The following is a 15,830-nucleotide window of genomic DNA, read 5'->3' on the forward strand; positions in this document are numbered from 1 at the left end:
GCCGGCGGATCTCCGCCCAATCTTCCACTGAAATCACCCTCCAAGAGTGTCGGAGGGGTCAAGACTCAAACGTCGCCTCGGGGTCAGTCTTCACCCGTCGTCGACAGGTGCGTTCGCGTTGCTCTTCGATCGACATGCGCCGGCGATCTACCGCTACGCGGCGCAGCGGCTGGGAGAGGGCAGCGCCGAGGACGTGATGTCGGAGACGTTCCTCGTCGCCTTCGAGAAGAGAGCAGCGTACGACCTCGCGATCGTCGATGCTCGCCCCTGGCTGTTCGGGATCGCCACCCGCTTGATGCATAAGCATGTGCGGCTGGAAGCGCGGGCATGGAAGGGCATGGTCGCGGATCTCGCGGCGCAGCTCTCGCCCGACATGATCGAGCAGGCGGGCGCGCGGTTGGACGCGGCACGGCTCACGCGGCGCTTGGCTTCGGCGCTGCGTGGCCTGCCCGCGTCCGACCGCGACACCCTGCTGCTGTACGCCTGGGGCGACCTCGACTACGCGGGCATCGCACGCGCTCTCGACGTGCCGATCGGCACCGTCCGCTCACGCCTGAATCGTGCCCGCCGCATCCTGCGGACCGCGGCCGGCACCAACGATCCCGAACTGGAGAAGGAACATGGACGAGTTGACGCTGCTGCGCAACACGCGTAGCGAGACCGAACCGCCGGAGTCGACGTTGCACCGGGGCAGGGCGGCGCTCCTAGACGCAGCCTCCGGCTCCGCCCAGCCGCACATCAGCACGTCGCGCCGACCGAAACGCGCCCGACGCTTTGCGATCGGCGGACTCAGTACGGTCGGCGCCGCGGCACTGGTGGCGGGGCTCGTGCTGACGGACGTGGTCGGCCTCGCTGGCTGGCGTGGTGGGGCGGATGCCGCTGCCGCCGCCGTGCTCGACGAGGCGAGCGCCGCCGCGATCACCTCAGTCGATCCCGCGGTGCAGCCCGGCCAATATCTGAGGGTCAACACCAGGGGCGTACACCTCTCAAGCGGAGGTATCGGTGATGTTGTGGCGTCGTACCAGTACGCGTCCGATGACACTCTCTACCGCCCCGCAGATCCCTCCGATGACTGGGTGTGGGTCCGCGGTCCGCAATCCATCGCGGCGACATTCGGTCCGGAGTCCGAGCAGGTGGCGAACGCGTGGTGGGAAGCCGTGTCCTCCTCGTCAGGTTCATTCGAGGCTGGGGATCTTCTCCGGGCACCTGGGGGCGCGTTCTACGGGGGTGACGCCGGGGCGGGGTTTGCCGATCTGGACCAGCTTCCGCGTGACCCGTATCGACTGCTCAACTACATCTACCGTGTCACCCTCGGCTCCGGTCCCTCGCCCGACACCGAGGCTCTCGTGTACATGGCCGACCGTCTCCGTGCCGGGAACGTGCCCGCCGACCTGCGCGCCGCGATGTACAAGGCTGCGGCCATGATCCCGGGCGTCACGTTCATCAGCGATCAAGCCACCCTTGACGGCCGCACGGGGGTCGCGATCGGCCGCGTCGAGGACGCGTGGGGCACCCGGGTGGACATCATCATCGACCCCGATACCGGCACGTTCATCGGCGATCGCGAGGTCCTCCTCCGCGACCGGGACGGCGTACCGGCGGGCACGGCGGTGCGCTGGACGAGCGTCACCTCCTCGGTCGTCGACGAGGCGCCCGAGGGCGGATCGGTGTGCGGGAAGATGACCGTCAACCCGGAGACCGGGCAATGCTGACCGGGACAACTGTCGGAGTCGAACCGACGAGTCTCATCCTCCCTCCGACGGAGTCGCTTGTGATTCCGCTCGACCTGCACCGACCTCATGCGATGAGCGACCAGCGCTGATTGCACCACATCGATTCCCCTCGCGACCCGTGAGGGGGATCGATGTGGTGAAGCGCGTGCCGACTATTGCTTCTTCTCGCCACGTGAGTACTTTGATGCCTTGTACTCCTCGAGAGCAGACTTGCTCGACCGGTACCGGCCGTCGCTCCCGATGATGGCTTCGAGGCGCCCGCGCGATGCGGCTTGCTTTAAGGCGACGAGGCTGAAATCGTCGTCGACGAGTGCCTCGAGAGGCACGTACTTGGCAGGGCCGGCGATGTTCGGGATGAGCCGATGGAGATTGTCGACGACGGAGCGGCTGATCACCTCTGCCAGAGGCCCGTCATCCCCTTGATCCGAGCGTTCGAGTGCGCGGAGGTACTTCCGTCGCTGTTCCTTGAGGATGATCGCGGGCGGCCACCCGAGCCGGATGAGTAGAAGGTTGAGCAGGAGTCTTCCGCTGCGTCCGTTGCCATCGATGAACGGGTGGACGCACTCGAACTCGCGATGCAGCCGGGCCAGCTCCTCCGGAACCGCGGCGATGGTGAGTGATCCATCGCTGATCTGTTCTTGCAAGTGATTTGCTCGATCGACCCACGCGGTGATCTCGGACGGGATGAGCGGGAAGGTCGGGGGCTTCATGCCGCCCGCAAATTCCTGGATCTCATGCTGCCGCCAATTGCCTGGCCCTTCGGTGTCATGCGCATCCGGGTGTGGCGCCACCTCCCACACCTTCGCCATGGCGAGAGCATGGACGCGCCGAACCTCGGTGACGGTGACCAGACCGTCGTGCGACCACTCATCCGGGGCGACGGCCTGCTGGTATACCCACCGGGCGGCTTCGGCGTATCCGAGGACCTCCATGTAATCCTTCAGCTCCTTCGCCCCCACAGCGCGCCCCTGTTCGAGCAGGGTCTCGACTTCGCGGAGGACGAGAGTGTTTCCCTCGATCGCTGTCGAGTGGTGAGCTTCAAGATGCCACAGCTGATCCCACAGCGACTTGGCTTCGTAGGGCTTCGGCAGCCCGCCGTAGTTCGCCAGCTCATCGATTGCGGTCGCGAAACGCTTGTAGATCACTTCACGGCTCGGTCGTCCGCGTCCCGGCCGCCCACTCGTAGAATTTGTCATCACCGCTCCGCCCTAAATCAACATCGACAACTTAGCATGTTGTCATCGCTGACCACTGATTAGTCAACAACGACAAACTCAAGTCCGTCAGGCGTCTGAACGCACAGGACCGGGTCTTCGTGAGGAGATAGCTTCCGCCCAGAATCCTCGACCGTTTTGAGACGCGGCGCGGAGCGGTCGAAGCCCTCGAAATGATCGTCGAGCCTGAATCGGCGTAGGCTGAAATCGCGTGCTGAAAGCGGCGCGCGGCCGCGGGATCGCTCCTCAATCGCTGCCACGTTTCTGCCACGAATCGAACCGAATCGACCTGATCGAAACGGACGCCGCCGGGGTCAGAACCCGCGGAATCACGCGGTTTCAGTTGACTTCGATTGCCATCGGCGCGATTCCAAATCCCTCCGTCTCCGCCATTTTCCCCAGGTCAGGAGCCATTTTCGCGGCTCGACTGTTGGGTGCTGGCGGTCAGAGTCCGAGGCTCGGACCCTTCGAGGTGACCCCCAGGTGACCCCCGCTGCGGCCGAACTCCTCGGCGGCCGCGAGGCGGCGCACGTGGTCGCGGCGCTGGCCTTCGCCGAGGACGTGCGCGTAGACCGCGAGCACGGTGCGCGCATCGTCGCCCAGGTACTCCGATCACCGGCGGCAGGATCGTCCTGCCCTCCGGCCGCAAGGTGTCCGAGCGCGACTTGCTCAAGCCCCTTGGTGACCCGAAGAAGACGCCCGACTTCTACGAGCTAGTCGCCCTCCAGCACGGCAGGCTCGCCGCCAAGGGCGACCCGAACCCGTCAGCGACGATGGCCGACATCAGCGGTGTCGCGCTCTCCACCGCGCAGGGCTGGGTCACCCGCGCCCGCGCCCGCGGGCTGCTCCCACCGGGACGCCAGGGCCGCGCCGGATAGCCGGACTCGTCCGCTCTCCCAGAGCGCGGAAAGAGTCGGAGGCTGCAATCCGCTCGCTGTGCTCGGGCCTTGCGGTCTCCGACTCGGCCCCGCGCAGAGCATGGACCGGCTCGGGCCAGGAGCCAGGTGCGAGGGACGACTGAGCCAGCGAAATCCCTAGCGAGGAAGTAGCGTCCGAGCGGCAGTTTTCAGCGGAGCAATCATCTCAAGAGTCCTTCGCCAATGTATCCGCCGCTCTCGCAGCCAGGTGGGATGGCGAAGGTGGCGGAGCCGATGGGGATGGTCCATTGGTTGAGGAGGTCGAGTTCGTCCAGGCGGCGCTGGATGGGAACGAACTGAGCGGTCACATCGGCTTGGTAGGACGCGAAGATCAACCCTGACTCAGAGATGCCGTCGCCGCTGGGTGGGAGATCGTAGTTGTAGCTGCGTCGGTAGATGCGCTCGGTGCCGTCGCCACGGGCGCGCCGCATGTGGGCGAAGTCGGGGATGACGGGAAACCCTGCGGTGCCGGTGGCGGCGAAGTCGGGTTCATCAGTCTCGTTCGCCCCTGTGAGCGGTGCTCCGTTCGACAGGGTTCGGCCGATCGATGCCTCGCGCCCCACGCGGTCGAGCTCGTCCCAGGTGTCGAGGGTCATCCGGATGCGACGGATGACGAGGCCGGTGCCGCCGGCTAGCCAGCCGTCGGTGGCCCAGACGACGGAGTCGAAGTCCTCGGTTCCGGGGACGGGATTGACGGTGCCGTCGACCTGTCCGAACAGGTTCCGCATGGTCGTGCCGGATCGTTCGGTACCGCGGGCGCGGCGGAAGCCGTCCTGCCGCCAGCGCACGGTCGCGAAGCGGCGAGCATCCTTGAGCAGCATCCGGGCGGTGTGTGCGACGGTGACCGGGTCGTCGGAGGCGATCTCGATGAGCAGATCCCCGCCGCTCCAGGCGTCCTCGAGCTGGTCGATCGAGAACACGGGCAGCGGGGCGAGCCAGCCTGGGGCGGTTCCTCCCGCGCGGGCGACGAGACCGGGGCCGAAGCCGAAGGTGACGGTCAGGCGTGCGGGCGCGATCGCGAGCTCCGGTTCGGAGTCGGCGAGAGCGGCGACCCCCTGGGCGAGGCGCGCGGCGTCGTCGGTGAGGATGCGCATCATCCGGCGCAGCCCGTCTCGGCTCGTGCTCGGTGCGAGGTCGAGCCCGATGAACGCGGTGTGGGCCTGCGGAACGGTCGCGACGCCGGCCTGATGGGGTCCGTGGAATGGGACAGCGTCGCTCCTGGTGATCGCGTCGGCGTCGGCTGCCGATGTCGAAGAGGCGCGATCGCGGGAGGCGAGGGCGAAGTCTGCGCCGATCGCGGCGGCGGCGCCGAGGCCGGCGGCAGCCCCTCCGAGGAGGAGCTGTCGCCGGTTCACGCCGCGCCCGGAACCGGCGTCCTGGGCTTGGGGCATCAGTCGTCCCCGCCCATGTTCATGTCGTCACCTGTGTAGGTCTCGTTGGCGCCGGAGTAGTCCTTCGCCGGGGCGGTGAAGGTGTAGTCGGAGCCGTCCGAGAACGTCAGGGTGAACTCGATCTCGTCGCCTGCGACGATTGGGGCGGTCAGGCCCATGAGCATGAGGTGGTTGCCGCCCGGCTCGAGCGTGAGCGCGCCGCCGGCCGGGATGGTGAAGCCGCCGTCCTTCTCCTGCATGACCATCGAGCCGCTGCCGTTGTCTACGGTCTCGTGCAACTGCATCGAGGTCGAGGCGGTGCTGGTGGCCGAGACCAGGGTCACGTCGGCGTCGCCGTTGTTGGCGAGCTCGCCGAAGGCGGCGGACATGCCCTCGTCGGTGGCCTTGACCCAGGCGTCGGTGATCGTGACGCTCTGCCCGGCGGTTGTCGGGCCAGCGGCCTGGTCGGGCGTCGTTGTCGCGCATCCAGCGAGAGCGAGCGCAGCGGCGGCGGCCAGCGCGAAGACGACCGCCGGACGGCGGACGGTGAGTGTGTTCATCAGAATGGTTCCTTATGTCGTTCAGAAAGGGTTGGGTGTGTTCACGGAGAGCCGGGCTCGTCCGTGCCGTGTTGGGTGACGCGTCGGCGGAGGAAGCGACTGGCGATCCAGTAGCCACCGCCTGCGATGACGGCGCCGGCAAGACCGATGAGAACGATCCGTATCGCCCCCGGCACTCCCGGCTCTCGGGTGTCTGCGCTGTCCTGCCCGTTCGCTGCTCCTGGCGCCGTGGCGGCCGGTGACGGCCGTTCGCCGGCATCTCCGACGGCGAACGGGATGATCCCGCTGATGGGATGCCCGTCGCGAGAGACGACCTGCCATCGGATCTCATACCAGCCGTCGGGCATGCCGCCCTGCAGTGCGATCCGCGCCCTGGTGTCGTCGTAGGCGAGGTCGCCCTCGGTCCACGACTGCTCGGCGGCGTCGGTCACGATGATGATGCCGCCGAGCTCCATGAGTTCTCCGGAGAACTGCAGCACGACCTCCTCCGGTGGAGCCTGAAGCACTTCGCCGTCGGCCGGGGTCGATGCGACGAGCTGGTCATGAGCCTGGGCAGGCTCCGCGATCCAGAGCAGGCCACTGGTCATTGTGGCGACCGCGAGCGCGGCCGCGACGATGCGTATCCACCCGGAAACGGGTCGTAACATGGTGCGTCCAATGCTGATCGGCACGGCAGCGCCGCACCAGGGTGAGAGCCAGATCGTTACCGTCGGCGACGGTCGACCGCGAAAGAGCCGGCTGGTTGAGGTTCACGCCCCGAAGGGTCGGAACGGACGCCAGCCGCACGCTCCCGGGGCGTGTGCGACCCGGTGCGTCAGGAGAACGCGAGCAGAGTGGAGCGCGGTGGCCCTCTGCGGGAGATCGACGCCCCGAGCAGCAGATGCGCGAAGGGGCGCTGGTTCAGGAAATCGCCCACCAGCCGCGGCAGGGCGACCCGGATGGCAGCCGGACGAGGCAGTCGCGGGAACAGCGTGCGCACAAGCATTGCCGTGAGCTGCCACAGGCCGACGAGGGCGGCTTCGCCGCATCGGATCAGCAGGATGGTGACCACCGCTGCGATACCGTGCCCGACCCACATCCCGCCGTCGGGGTGATCCATGTGGGGAGCCATCTCGGTCCCGGTGTGCAGCAGTGTGATCGTCTGCGCATGATGCCCGGCGTGGCCGGCGGGGGCGTCTTCGATCAGGAACGCTCCGGGGCCGGTAGTGCCGAGCACGAACAGCCAGTGGAACAGGAGTTGGCTGGACAGTACCGAGAGCACCAGCCCCGGCAGAGACAGGACGCGCCCGGACAGCGGGAGGCATACGAACACCGAGAGCGCCAACGGCACCAGGATGCCCAGCATCTCCGGCACGGACCCTCCGGCGAGCACATGCGATATCAGCGCGATCAAGGTGGAGAACACCGCGACGAGCAGCGCCTTCCCGGCGCGCGCCTGCCGAGACAGACGCGCCCCGCGCAGCCGCGCCGGGACGGGCTCGCCGTCTCGGGCTGCTTCTGCAGTGCGAGGTCTCATCAATCTCATCCTAAGGATCGGCCGAGCCCCTCCGAGGAGCCCGCGGCGGGCGCATGGAGCACCTCCGACTATGCCCCATTATACGGTGGGGGGTATATTCGGAGCATGTCGACCCCCACGATCACGCCCGCGCGTCGCCGGGTGCAGCGGCGCACGCTGCTGTTGCTCTCCCTCGCCCAGGTGTTCAGCGGTGTCGGCACCGGCGCGGTGGTGTCGACCGGCTCCTTGCTTGCCGTCGAGCTGTCGGGGTCGGAGGCGTGGGCTGGTTCGGTGACCACGACGATGACGCTCGGCGCGGCAGTCGCCTCGGCGCTGCTGATGCGCCTGGCCCTGGCCAGGGGTCGTCGGATCGCCCTGTCGACCGGACTGCTGATCGGCGCTGCGGGAGCTGTCGGCGTCGTGCTCGCCGCCGTCAGCGGGGCCTTCTGGCTGCTGGTCGCCTCGGGGGTGCTGATCGGATTCGGGAACGCGGTGAACCTGCAGGCACGATTCGCCGCGACCGATCTGAGCGCGACCGAGCACCGAGGGCGCGACCTGTCGCTCGTGGTCTGGATGAGCACGATCGGCGCGGTCGCCGGCCCGAACCTCATCGGCGCCGGCGGGACACTCGCAGCCGGACTCGGCATTCCTGCGTTGTCCGGGCTGTTCGTGATCTCCACGGCCGGAATGCTGGTGGGCATGGCCGTCATCTGGATCGGCCTCCGACCCGACCCCTACCTCGTCCTCATCGGTCGGCAACCGCTGGCCGGAGCCGACGGAGCGGTCACGGCTGCGCCTGTGCCGGGAGGTCCGCGGCCGGGGTTGCGGCAGGGCATCCGGGCGTTGTGGTCCCACCCCGGATCGCGAGCCGGGCTGATCGGCATCGTCGCCGCGCATGCCGTGATGGTCGCGGTGATGTCGATGACGCCCGTGCACCTGACCGGGCACGGCGCCTCGATCACCATCGTCGGGCTCACCGTGAGCCTGCACATCGCGGGCATGTATGCGCTCGCCCCGGTGATGGGCGTGCTCACCGACCGGCTCGGCGGGCGCATCGTCGCCGCGGGCGGGATGGTGACGCTGCTGGTCTCGGCGCTGCTGGCCGGGTTCAGCGGCGACGCCCACATGGTGACCGTGATCGGGCTGATCCTGCTCGGCCTGGGCTGGTCGGCCGCGACCGTGGCTGGGTCGGCGATGATCGTCGCCGCCACCCCCGTCGCCGAGCGGGTTGCCGCCCAGGGCGCCTCGGACACGCTGATGAGCCTCGCCGGTGCTGCGGGCGGGTTGCTCGCCGGGGTCGCGCTCGCCGCGATCGGCTATCTCGGCCTCGGCGCTGCCAGCGCCGTGGTCATTCTCATCACCCTCGCGGTCCTGGCCTGGACCGCACGAACGAATCGGAGAACCCCATGACCATCCTCGCCTTCCTCAGCTCCACTCCCGGACGGTGGACCCGCGCCATCGTCGGTGCCGTCCTGATCGCGCTGGGCGCGATCCTCGGCGGCTGGTGGTGGCTGCTCGCCGCGCCCGGGCTCTTGTTCGTCCTCGTCGGCGCACTCGACGTGTGCCTGATCGCGCCGCTCGCGGGAAAGCCCCTGCGCGGCAAGGACTTCCGCGCCGCCCTTGGCCGCTGACCGGCCCGAACGAACGGACACGCATCATGCGCACGCTCCTCACCCTGCTCTCGCTCGCCTTCGCCGCAACCCTCACCCTGGCCGGCTGCTCCAGCCCTGCCCCCGTGACCGTGGGTGAGGATGCCGTCATCATCGACGTCCGAACTCCGGCTGAGTACGCCGAAGGGCACCTTGACGGCGCGGTGAACATCGACGTCTCCTCCCCGGCATTCGCCGACACCATCGCCGAGCTCCCCGCAGACGACGAGTATGTCGTCTACTGCCGGTCGGGCAACCGCTCCGCGCAGGCCGCCTCGATCATGCGCGACCACGGATTCGAGCATGTCATCGACGCTGGCGCCCTCAGCGATGCATCAACGGCCACCGGGATCGACATCGTCACCGAGTGAGCGTCAGCCCGCGCGACCACGCATGTTCGCATCCCGATACCCCTGGGGGTATACTCGAGCTATGGCTACCCGAGAGATCACCCTCGACAACCTCGAACCCACCATCGCCGGGAACGACATCGTGCTCCTGGACTTCTGGGCTGCGTGGTGCGGCCCGTGCCGCGCGTTCGCGCCCGTGTTCGAGACCGCCTCGACTACCCACCCGGACGTGGTGTTCGGGAAGGTCGACACCGAGGCGCAGCAGCAACTCGCCGCGGGGTTCCGGATCACCTCGATCCCGACCCTGATGGCGTTCCGCGAGAACATCCTGGTGTTCGCCCAGCCCGGCGCCCTCGCGGCCCCGCAACTGGAACAGGTGATCGCCGCCGTGCGCGACCTGGACATGGACGAGGTCCGCGCCCAGGTCGCCGCACAGGCTCAGCAGAGCCAGCAGGAGACGGCGCGATGAGGATCGTCATCGTCGGAGGCGTCGCCGGCGGCATGAGTTGCGCCGCCCGCGCACGGCGGTTGGATGAGTCGGCGGAGATCATCGTGCTCGAACGCGGCGAGCACGTCTCCTACGCGAACTGCGGACTGCCCTACTTCGTCGGCGGGGAGATCGCCGACCCCGCGAAGCTGCTCGTGCAGACCCCGCAGTCGCTTCACGCCGCGCTGAACCTGGACGTGCGCACAGGCCACGACGTCACCGGACTTGACCCCGAGCAGCGGGTCGTGACCGTGGACACCCCGGACGGGAGGACGCGGATCGGGTATGACGCGCTCGTGCTCTCGCCGGGTGCGCAGGCCGCACGACCCCCGATCCCGGGTCTGGACTCTCCGCGAGTGCGCACCCTGCGCACCGTCGATGACGCCCTTGCTCTGCGCGAGCAGGTCGAGGCCGGAGCGCGGCGCGCGGTCGTGCTCGGCGCCGGGTTCATCGGCATCGAGGCGGCCGAAGCCCTCGCCCGCCAGGGGCTGGACGTGACCGTGGTCGAGCTCGCCGAGCACGTCCTGCCCCCGCTGGAGGCCGAGCTCGCCGCGCTCGTGACGGGCGAGCTGCACGAACTCGGCATCGGCACCCGCACCGGGATCGCTGCGACCGGCATCCAGCAGGGCGCCGAGCACGACCTGGTCGCCCTCGGCGACGGCACGCTGCTGCCCGCGGACCTGATCGTCCTGTCCGTCGGGGTCCGACCCGACACCGCCGTGTTCGAGGCCGCGGGAGTGAAGTGCGAACGAGGCGCGATCGTCGTCGACGAGCACGGCCGCACCTCGATCCCCGGCGTCTGGGCTGTCGGCGATGCAACGGTCAGCGCCGACGCCGTCACCGGCATCCGCCGCCCGGTTGCACTGGCGGGACCGGCCAACCGCGCCGGACGACTCGTGGCCGACGACATCCTCCGACCCGGCACCGCCAGGCCGATCCCGCACCCGGTCGGCACCGCGATCGTCCGAATCGGGTCCGTCACCGCCGCGCTGACCGGCGCGAACCGTGCCGCGCTGGACGCGGCCGGGGTCGGTTACCGGACGATCCACCTGCATCCGAACCAGCACGCCGGCTACTTCCCCGGCGCGGCCCAGCTCCACCTGATCCTCCACTTCCGCGAGGCCGACGGGCTGCTGCTCGGCGCGCAGGCGGTCGGCGCAGAGGGGGTCGACAAGCGCATCGACGTGCTCGCCTCCGCGATCCGCGCCGGCATGAGCGTGGACGACCTGATCGACCTCGACCTGGCCTACTCGCCGCCCTACGGCCAGGCCAAAGACCCGGTGAACCTCGCCGGCATGGTCGGAGAGAACCTCCGCACTGGCACTCTGGCACTCTGGTACGCGCAGGACGTGGACCAGGTGCTCGCGCACTCGCTGGTCCTCGACACGCGCAGCAGGGCGGAGTTCGCCACCGGGCATCTGCCCGGCGCGCTGAACATCCCTCACACCGAGCTGCGCGAACGGCTCGACGAGGTCGGCACCGCGTCCGCGGGGCGTCCCGTCCGGGTGATGTGCGCCTCCGGAGTCCGCTCCGCGATCGCGCACCGCGTCCTCGCGCAGGCCGGGTTCGATTCCGCCTCCCTGTCGGGCGGCATCCTGACGCTCCGGGCGGTGCTCGGCGACCGCGCCGGCGAACTGCTGCGCTTCGAAGGGGCGATGCAGGATGCCTGAGCGTCGCACTGTCCGGGCCTGCGCGACGTCGCCCGCCGATCGGATCGTCCGGGGCATCGCCGCGCTGTTCGTCGGCGCGTTCGCGCTGAGCATGACCGGCCAGCCCTGGTGTGCGATCCCGGCCGGGGTCTGCTCGATCCTGCTCGCGGTCGGCGCGATCACCGGCTGGTGCCCCACCGACCTGCTCCGCACCCGTCAGGCTGAGACAGTCGAACAGAACACCCTCGGCTACACCGACGCCCGCCAGCACATCGACATCACCTGACCGTCTCCGACCGAGAGGAACCCCATGCGCACCACCGACCCCGACGTCCAGCGCCGCATCCTGCACCGCCTGCGCCGCGCCCGCGGCCAGCTCGACGCCGTCATCAACGCCGTCGAGCAGGAGAAGCCCTGCCGCGATATCGTCACCCAGCTCGCCGCCGTCTCCAGCGCCCTCGACCGGGCCGGCTTCGCGATCGTGTCCACCGCCATGAAGGACTGCCTCACCGACCCCGACACCGCCCTCGCCGAAGACGGCATCACCACCGAAGAGCTCGAGAAGCTCTTCATGATGCTCGCCTGACCACGGACCCCACAGACAAGACAACGGAGGAGAACGCCCATGTGCCAGCAAGTCACCTGCTCACGCTGCGGCCGACCGACCTGGACCGGCTGCGGTCAGCACATCGAGACCGCACTCGCCGGAGTGCCCGAAGCCGACCGCTGCCACTGCCAGGAGGCGTGACCATGTGCTCAGCGACGACCTGCAAGACCTGCGGAAAGACCACCTGGACCGGATGCGGCCAGCACATCAACCAGGTCCGACGAGGCGTCCCTGCGCACCAGTGGTGCAACGGACGGCATACCCCCGAGGAGATCGCCGCCGCGAAAGCGCAGCGCGGAAACATCTTCACCCGGCTCTTCGGCCGCTGACCCCAGCCGCTTCGAGTTCAGTCGCGAGACGGTGTGCCAGACGACACCGCGCCACCCTCTGATCCGCCGACCGCCTCGGGCGCCGATCCCGCTCATCAACCTGCTCGGTTGCGGCTGGACCGGGCGAAGGTTCAGTGCCGCTGCCCGTGAGACCGCGAGGGCATATCCCTCGGTCTCCAGGGGCGGGGCCATGCGAAGGCCTCCGTTCCTCCACAGCGGTGGATTCGGGCGCGTTCTCCCCATGGCGTGGGATGCGGTGATCGTGGCTGCGCCTGCGTCGGGATGCTGGCCGCATGGGAATCCGCTAATACGCTCATGCCTTCGATGCCGACCGCGCTCAGCAGGCGGTCGATGACCCGCACAGCATCCTCTCCAGCGACCCGCTCGCTGACGCATGGGGCCTGGAGCCGCACGCGAGCGTGAGTGTCGCGACGTTCGAGCAGGTCTCACCGAAGCGCGACATGCTCTATCTCGACAAGGCATGGTCCGTTTTGCAGTCCCTCACGCGCTCGGGGCCCGGAAGTCCCGCCGCCGGCTCGTGCTGCCGGATGTTCGAGAGGAACGTGACGATGCACGACATGGGCTGGGACCCGTGGGTGAGGACGATCCTGCCGGAGGAGGTGCCGGCGATTCGGGACGACCTCTGTGCGATCGACGAGGACCAGGTGCGAACGTGGGCGCGCACTTGGCGCAGCCGGCACGACGAGCTCCGCTACGTTCTCGACTACCTCACGCGGGCACAGGAATTCGTCGAGGCGCTCGCGACAGAAGGTCGCGGGATGGTCTACCTCATCGGGTGACTCAGCCCGAGCTATCCGCCGCCGCCGCGTCAACGGATGTCGGTGTGTTCCTTCAGAATGGACGCGTGCCATACGCCTTGAGCAGGAGCGCCTCCCGTGGAGTTACGCGCTCGAACGGCTCGGGGTGTCCTGACGAGGCATCTGATCGTTGCCCCAGCGCGCTCCTATTGGCCTGTCAGCGACGCGTGCTACCGTAATCGCAACAAACGCAACCTCCTGCGTTTACGTGTATTGAGGTGATTTCCGTGTCTCGCGCTGCCGTCGTTGAAGAGACGTACCTTCCCAGCAGGGAAGTCGAGCTTGCCCCTGTGCTGGACTTCCTCACCGCCCATGAGGCCGCCGGCCGGGCTCTTCCCGAGCCAAGGTACTTCCTTGCGGGCGCGCGTCCAGGCGACCAGGTCGAGCTTCCGGAAGAGGTCTACCTCGCTCTCCGCAAGATCGTGGACGCGATGCAGAGCGGGCTTGCCGTGTCAGTTGTACCCCAGGCAACACGGCTCACCACCCAGCAGGCAGCGGATCTCCTGAACGTGAGCCGCCCGACCATTGTGAAGCTCCTCGACGAGGGTGAGATCCCATTCGAGAAGGCGGGAACGCACCGACGCATTCTCCTCGCGGATCTGCTCGAGTACCGAGAGCGCCGGCGGGAGCGTCAGTACGACATGCTCGCCGCCACGCGCGACGCCGTCGACGAAGGCAACATCGAGCAGACGCTCGAGGACCTCAGAGCGGCGAGGAAGGCGGTCGCCGCAAGGCGGGCAGCCCGACTCTGACCTCGCAGACTGACAGGATGGGGTCGTGTTCACGGCGACCCTCGACACCAGCGTGCTGTGGCCGAGCCTGCAACGCGACTTCCTCCTTTCGCTCGCGGTCGAGGGCGCGTATCGACCGACCTGGAGCTCGGCGATCCTCGACGAACTCGAGTTCCACGAGGAAGTCAAGCTCGTGAAGCGGGGGATACCCGTAGCGGAGGCTGCCAGCCGCGCAGCAACCCTCATCGCCGCGATGCGGCGAGAGTTCGCCGACGCGGAGGTCGAAGGCTGGGAACCGCTCGAAGGTACCTTCGGGCTTCCCGATCCGAACGACGAGCACGTGGTCGCTACGGCCGTCATCGCGGGAGCCGGAGCGATCGTCACCGAGAACCTGAAGGACTTCCCTGCAGCCAAGATTCCGCCGGGCATCCAGGTGCTCAGCGCCAGGGAGTTCGCGAAGAACACTGTCGCGCTCAACCCCAGGCATGCGCTCGCCGCGGTGCGGGAGATCGCGAGTCGTTCCGGCCGCTACGGTGCAGCGCTCACCGTCGAGGAGATCCTGGACACGTTGCGCGACCGATACGGCATGATCGAAGCCGTCGAGATGATGGTCGAAGCTGCGTCCGCGTAGCCTCCAGTTCGCATGACTGAAGAGCGGGGTGCAGCCACCTGATTTCGCGCCGAACACCCGCCACGTTTCTGCCACGAATCGAACCGCGCTGACCTGATCGAGGAGAACGTCTGTGACCTCAGAACACGCGGAATCATGCGGTTTCAGCTGGGTCCAGTTGCCATCGGCGCGATTTCAAATCCCTCCGTCTCCGCCAGTTTTTCCCTGGGCAGAACCCGTTTTTAGGGTTCCTCCGACCTTCCCTCCTTCCCCTGACTCGGTTTCCGGCGCGGTATCAGGGGAGTGAGAGGGGAGTGAAGCGTTCAGGCGGCGCAGAGCCTCGATGTCCTGAGCTTCCCCGAGAACGTGTGCGTACACGCGCAGAACGGTGCGCGGGTCATCCCCGAGCCAGGCCGCAACCTGGTTGATCGGGATGCCCTGGCGCAGCCATGTCGATGCGGCGTAGTGCCGCAGGTCGTGGATCGTGTGATCGGGGGACGTCGTTGTCCACGCGACCGCACGGCGAAAGTAGGTGCCCCGCAGTTGCAGCCCGGTCGCGCTCGACGCGAGGTAGTCCGTTGACCCTTTGCCCGCTGCCCACACCTTCGCAATTTCGTGAGCACGAGCCACGAGCGGCACAGTACGGCGACCCCTGGCAGTCTTGGGCGACTTCTCGGCATAGCCGTCGCTGGCTGCCCGGAGCACACGCACAGCGGGGAACGGTACGTCTTGCAGATCACCGACGCGCAGTGCCCGCAACTCAGACCAGCGCAAGCCGGTGAGGCTCAGCCACTCGGTGATGAGCGCACCATGTGGCGAACGACTCCGCTGCGCATCGAGAACCACAGCGAGGATCGAGGCCGTCAGCGGCGCCCCTTCATGAGCCTGCACGGCACCAGACGGCATCCGCACACCACGAACCGGATTCGTCGGCGTTAGCCTCTCTCGCACCGCCCACGACCACAACGCCGAGAGCGTCGTGCGAACCCGCGCAACCGTCGAATGAGCGCGTGAGCCGAGCAGTTCGGTAAGCAGTGCCAACACGTCGGCCTCGGACACCGAGCCGATGGGCCGCGCGAGGAACTTGCCAGGCAATGCCGCCAGGTTGTCCCGATCCGTGCGGAGCGTGTGCGGAGCCACCTGGCCGGATCGAGCGTCGAGGAAGGCAGTGACGACCTCGGAGACAGGTGTGCGTTGTTGCTGAGGCGAGACGAAGCCGCCACCGTACAGTGCTTCTTTCTGCTGACGCTCGAACGCCTCGGCGGCACGCCGGGTCGTGAACGTCTTATCGGCCACGACCCGGCCACCCGC

At 68.1% G+C, this 15,830-nt stretch carries 22 protein-coding genes; 15 read left to right on the forward strand and 7 right to left on the reverse strand.

All coding sequences use genetic code 11. The features are described 5' to 3' along the window. Positions 1–46 precede the first annotated feature (46 nt). Positions 47–655, forward strand: a complete 609-nt coding sequence (locus AC3ENQ_RS05770; RefSeq protein ID WP_431802620.1) for an RNA polymerase sigma factor — start codon at positions 47–49, stop codon at positions 653–655. Beyond that, positions 621–1,712 carry a CU044_5270 family protein gene (locus AC3ENQ_RS05775; RefSeq protein ID WP_431802622.1) on the forward strand — a complete coding sequence of 364 codons (1,092 nt, stop codon included), beginning with the start codon at positions 621–623 and terminating at the stop codon, positions 1,710–1,712. The genes AC3ENQ_RS05770 and AC3ENQ_RS05775 overlap by 35 nt, the downstream gene beginning before the upstream one ends. A 173-nt stretch (positions 1,713–1,885) precedes the next feature. Here AC3ENQ_RS05775 and AC3ENQ_RS05780 read toward each other — a convergent pair whose 3' ends face one another. Beyond that, positions 1,886–2,878 carry a Fic family protein gene (locus AC3ENQ_RS05780; protein WP_431802624.1) on the reverse strand — a complete coding sequence of 331 codons (993 nt, stop codon included), beginning with the start codon at positions 2,876–2,878 and terminating at the stop codon, positions 1,886–1,888. Positions 2,879–3,391: 513 nt separating this feature from the next. Further along, positions 3,392–3,529 carry a hypothetical protein gene (locus AC3ENQ_RS05785; RefSeq protein ID WP_431802626.1) on the reverse strand — a complete coding sequence of 46 codons (138 nt, stop codon included), beginning with the start codon at positions 3,527–3,529 and terminating at the stop codon, positions 3,392–3,394. An 83-nt stretch (positions 3,530–3,612) separates the two neighbouring features. Here AC3ENQ_RS05785 and AC3ENQ_RS05790 point away from each other — a divergent pair, with 83 nt between their 5' ends. Then, on the forward strand, positions 3,613–3,825 hold the full coding sequence (locus AC3ENQ_RS05790) for a hypothetical protein (RefSeq protein ID WP_431802627.1): 213 nt from the start codon (positions 3,613–3,615) through the stop codon (positions 3,823–3,825). Positions 3,826–4,025: 200 nt separating this feature from the next. Here AC3ENQ_RS05790 and AC3ENQ_RS05795 read toward each other — a convergent pair whose 3' ends face one another. From AC3ENQ_RS05795 to AC3ENQ_RS05810, 4 genes are all read right to left on the reverse strand, one after another. Continuing rightward, positions 4,026–5,255: a Dyp-type peroxidase gene (locus AC3ENQ_RS05795; protein WP_431802629.1), complete on the reverse strand. Its 1,230-nt coding sequence runs from the start codon at positions 5,253–5,255 to the stop codon at positions 4,026–4,028. After that, on the reverse strand, positions 5,255–5,794 hold the full coding sequence (locus AC3ENQ_RS05800) for a copper chaperone PCu(A)C (RefSeq protein ID WP_247961560.1): 540 nt from the start codon (positions 5,792–5,794) through the stop codon (positions 5,255–5,257). Before AC3ENQ_RS05800 ends, AC3ENQ_RS05795 begins: the two co-directional genes overlap by 1 nt. Positions 5,795–5,835: 41 nt before the next feature. Beyond that, positions 5,836–6,441, reverse strand: a complete 606-nt coding sequence (locus AC3ENQ_RS05805) for a copper resistance CopC family protein (RefSeq protein ID WP_431802631.1) — start codon at positions 6,439–6,441, stop codon at positions 5,836–5,838. A gap of 167 nt (positions 6,442–6,608) precedes the next feature. Next, positions 6,609–7,310 (reverse strand): hypothetical protein, encoded by a 702-nt coding sequence (locus tag AC3ENQ_RS05810; protein WP_431802633.1) that lies wholly within the window; start codon positions 7,308–7,310, stop codon positions 6,609–6,611. Positions 7,311–7,415: 105 nt separating this feature from the next. On the opposite strand from AC3ENQ_RS05810, the gene AC3ENQ_RS05815 reads away from it, so the two are divergent. The 12 genes from AC3ENQ_RS05815 (at position 7,416) to AC3ENQ_RS05870 (ending at position 14,540) form a co-directional block, all read left to right on the forward strand. Continuing rightward, positions 7,416–8,699: an MFS transporter gene (locus AC3ENQ_RS05815; RefSeq protein ID WP_431802635.1), complete on the forward strand. Its 1,284-nt coding sequence runs from the start codon at positions 7,416–7,418 to the stop codon at positions 8,697–8,699. Continuing rightward, positions 8,696–8,920: a YgaP-like transmembrane domain gene (locus AC3ENQ_RS05820; RefSeq protein ID WP_247961556.1), complete on the forward strand. Its 225-nt coding sequence runs from the start codon at positions 8,696–8,698 to the stop codon at positions 8,918–8,920. Before AC3ENQ_RS05815 ends, AC3ENQ_RS05820 begins: the two co-directional genes overlap by 4 nt. A gap of 26 nt (positions 8,921–8,946) precedes the next feature. Further along, positions 8,947–9,309, forward strand: a complete 363-nt coding sequence (locus AC3ENQ_RS05825; RefSeq protein ID WP_247961555.1) for a rhodanese-like domain-containing protein — start codon at positions 8,947–8,949, stop codon at positions 9,307–9,309. Between the two features lie 61 nt (positions 9,310–9,370). Next, positions 9,371–9,757, forward strand: a complete 387-nt coding sequence (locus tag AC3ENQ_RS05830; protein ID WP_247961554.1) for a thioredoxin family protein — start codon at positions 9,371–9,373, stop codon at positions 9,755–9,757. After that, positions 9,754–11,445, forward strand: a complete 1,692-nt coding sequence (locus tag AC3ENQ_RS05835) for an FAD-dependent oxidoreductase (RefSeq protein WP_431802638.1) — start codon at positions 9,754–9,756, stop codon at positions 11,443–11,445. Before AC3ENQ_RS05830 ends, AC3ENQ_RS05835 begins: the two co-directional genes overlap by 4 nt. Next, the gene (locus AC3ENQ_RS05840) at positions 11,438–11,710 is read left to right on the forward strand and encodes a YgaP family membrane protein (RefSeq protein ID WP_247961552.1); all 273 of its coding nucleotides are present in this window, start codon (positions 11,438–11,440) and stop codon (positions 11,708–11,710) included. The genes AC3ENQ_RS05835 and AC3ENQ_RS05840 overlap by 8 nt, the downstream gene beginning before the upstream one ends. Before the next feature lie 24 nt (positions 11,711–11,734). After that, entirely contained in the window at positions 11,735–12,010 is a 276-nt protein-coding gene (locus AC3ENQ_RS05845) for a metal-sensitive transcriptional regulator (protein ID WP_247961551.1), read from the forward strand. A gap of 39 nt (positions 12,011–12,049) precedes the next feature. Further along, entirely contained in the window at positions 12,050–12,172 is a 123-nt protein-coding gene (locus tag AC3ENQ_RS05850) for a hypothetical protein (protein ID WP_488185848.1), read from the forward strand. A gap of 2 nt (positions 12,173–12,174) precedes the next feature. Beyond that, positions 12,175–12,360: a hypothetical protein gene (locus AC3ENQ_RS05855; RefSeq protein WP_247961550.1), complete on the forward strand. Its 186-nt coding sequence runs from the start codon at positions 12,175–12,177 to the stop codon at positions 12,358–12,360. Between the two features lie 419 nt (positions 12,361–12,779). Next, the gene (locus AC3ENQ_RS05860) at positions 12,780–13,160 is read left to right on the forward strand and encodes a hypothetical protein (protein ID WP_431802641.1); all 381 of its coding nucleotides are present in this window, start codon (positions 12,780–12,782) and stop codon (positions 13,158–13,160) included. 245 nt (positions 13,161–13,405) lie between these two features. Beyond that, positions 13,406–13,930, forward strand: a complete 525-nt coding sequence (locus tag AC3ENQ_RS05865) for a helix-turn-helix domain-containing protein (protein WP_431802643.1) — start codon at positions 13,406–13,408, stop codon at positions 13,928–13,930. 25 nt (positions 13,931–13,955) lie between these two features. Continuing rightward, positions 13,956–14,540 (forward strand): PIN domain-containing protein, encoded by a 585-nt coding sequence (locus AC3ENQ_RS05870; RefSeq protein WP_431802644.1) that lies wholly within the window; start codon positions 13,956–13,958, stop codon positions 14,538–14,540. A 174-nt stretch (positions 14,541–14,714) separates the two neighbouring features. On the opposite strand, the gene AC3ENQ_RS05875 is transcribed toward AC3ENQ_RS05870, so the two are convergent. Beyond that, entirely contained in the window at positions 14,715–15,815 is a 1,101-nt protein-coding gene (locus AC3ENQ_RS05875) for a tyrosine-type recombinase/integrase (protein ID WP_431802646.1), read from the reverse strand. Positions 15,816–15,830: the final 15 nt, after the last annotated feature.

It is taken from the genome of Microbacterium sp. bgisy203 (assembly GCF_057706945.1).

Bases quoted from the DNA above. Each gene is read 5' to 3' on its own strand.
- AC3ENQ_RS05795 (WP_431802629.1), bottom strand. From the start codon at position 5,255: ATGCCCCAAGCCCAGGACGCCGGTTCCGGGCGCGGCGTGAACCGGCGA.
- AC3ENQ_RS05820 (WP_247961556.1), top strand. From the start codon at position 8,696: ATGACCATCCTCGCCTTCCTCAGCTCCACTCCCGGACGGTGGACCCGC.
- AC3ENQ_RS05775 (WP_431802622.1), top strand. From the start codon at position 621: ATGGACGAGTTGACGCTGCTGCGCAACACGCGTAGCGAGACCGAACCG.
- AC3ENQ_RS05805 (WP_431802631.1), bottom strand. From the start codon at position 6,441: ATGTTACGACCCGTTTCCGGGTGGATACGCATCGTCGCGGCCGCGCTC.
- AC3ENQ_RS05825 (WP_247961555.1), top strand. From the start codon at position 8,947: ATGCGCACGCTCCTCACCCTGCTCTCGCTCGCCTTCGCCGCAACCCTC.
- AC3ENQ_RS05815 (WP_431802635.1), top strand. From the start codon at position 7,416: ATGTCGACCCCCACGATCACGCCCGCGCGTCGCCGGGTGCAGCGGCGC.
- AC3ENQ_RS05810 (WP_431802633.1), bottom strand. From the start codon at position 7,310: ATGAGACCTCGCACTGCAGAAGCAGCCCGAGACGGCGAGCCCGTCCCG.
- AC3ENQ_RS05830 (WP_247961554.1), top strand. From the start codon at position 9,371: ATGGCTACCCGAGAGATCACCCTCGACAACCTCGAACCCACCATCGCC.
- AC3ENQ_RS05840 (WP_247961552.1), top strand. From the start codon at position 11,438: ATGCCTGAGCGTCGCACTGTCCGGGCCTGCGCGACGTCGCCCGCCGAT.
- AC3ENQ_RS05855 (WP_247961550.1), top strand. From the start codon at position 12,175: ATGTGCTCAGCGACGACCTGCAAGACCTGCGGAAAGACCACCTGGACC.
- AC3ENQ_RS05835 (WP_431802638.1), top strand. From the start codon at position 9,754: ATGAGGATCGTCATCGTCGGAGGCGTCGCCGGCGGCATGAGTTGCGCC.
- AC3ENQ_RS05845 (WP_247961551.1), top strand. From the start codon at position 11,735: ATGCGCACCACCGACCCCGACGTCCAGCGCCGCATCCTGCACCGCCTG.
- AC3ENQ_RS05800 (WP_247961560.1), bottom strand. From the start codon at position 5,794: ATGAACACACTCACCGTCCGCCGTCCGGCGGTCGTCTTCGCGCTGGCC.
- AC3ENQ_RS05850 (WP_488185848.1), top strand. From the start codon at position 12,050: ATGTGCCAGCAAGTCACCTGCTCACGCTGCGGCCGACCGACCTGGACC.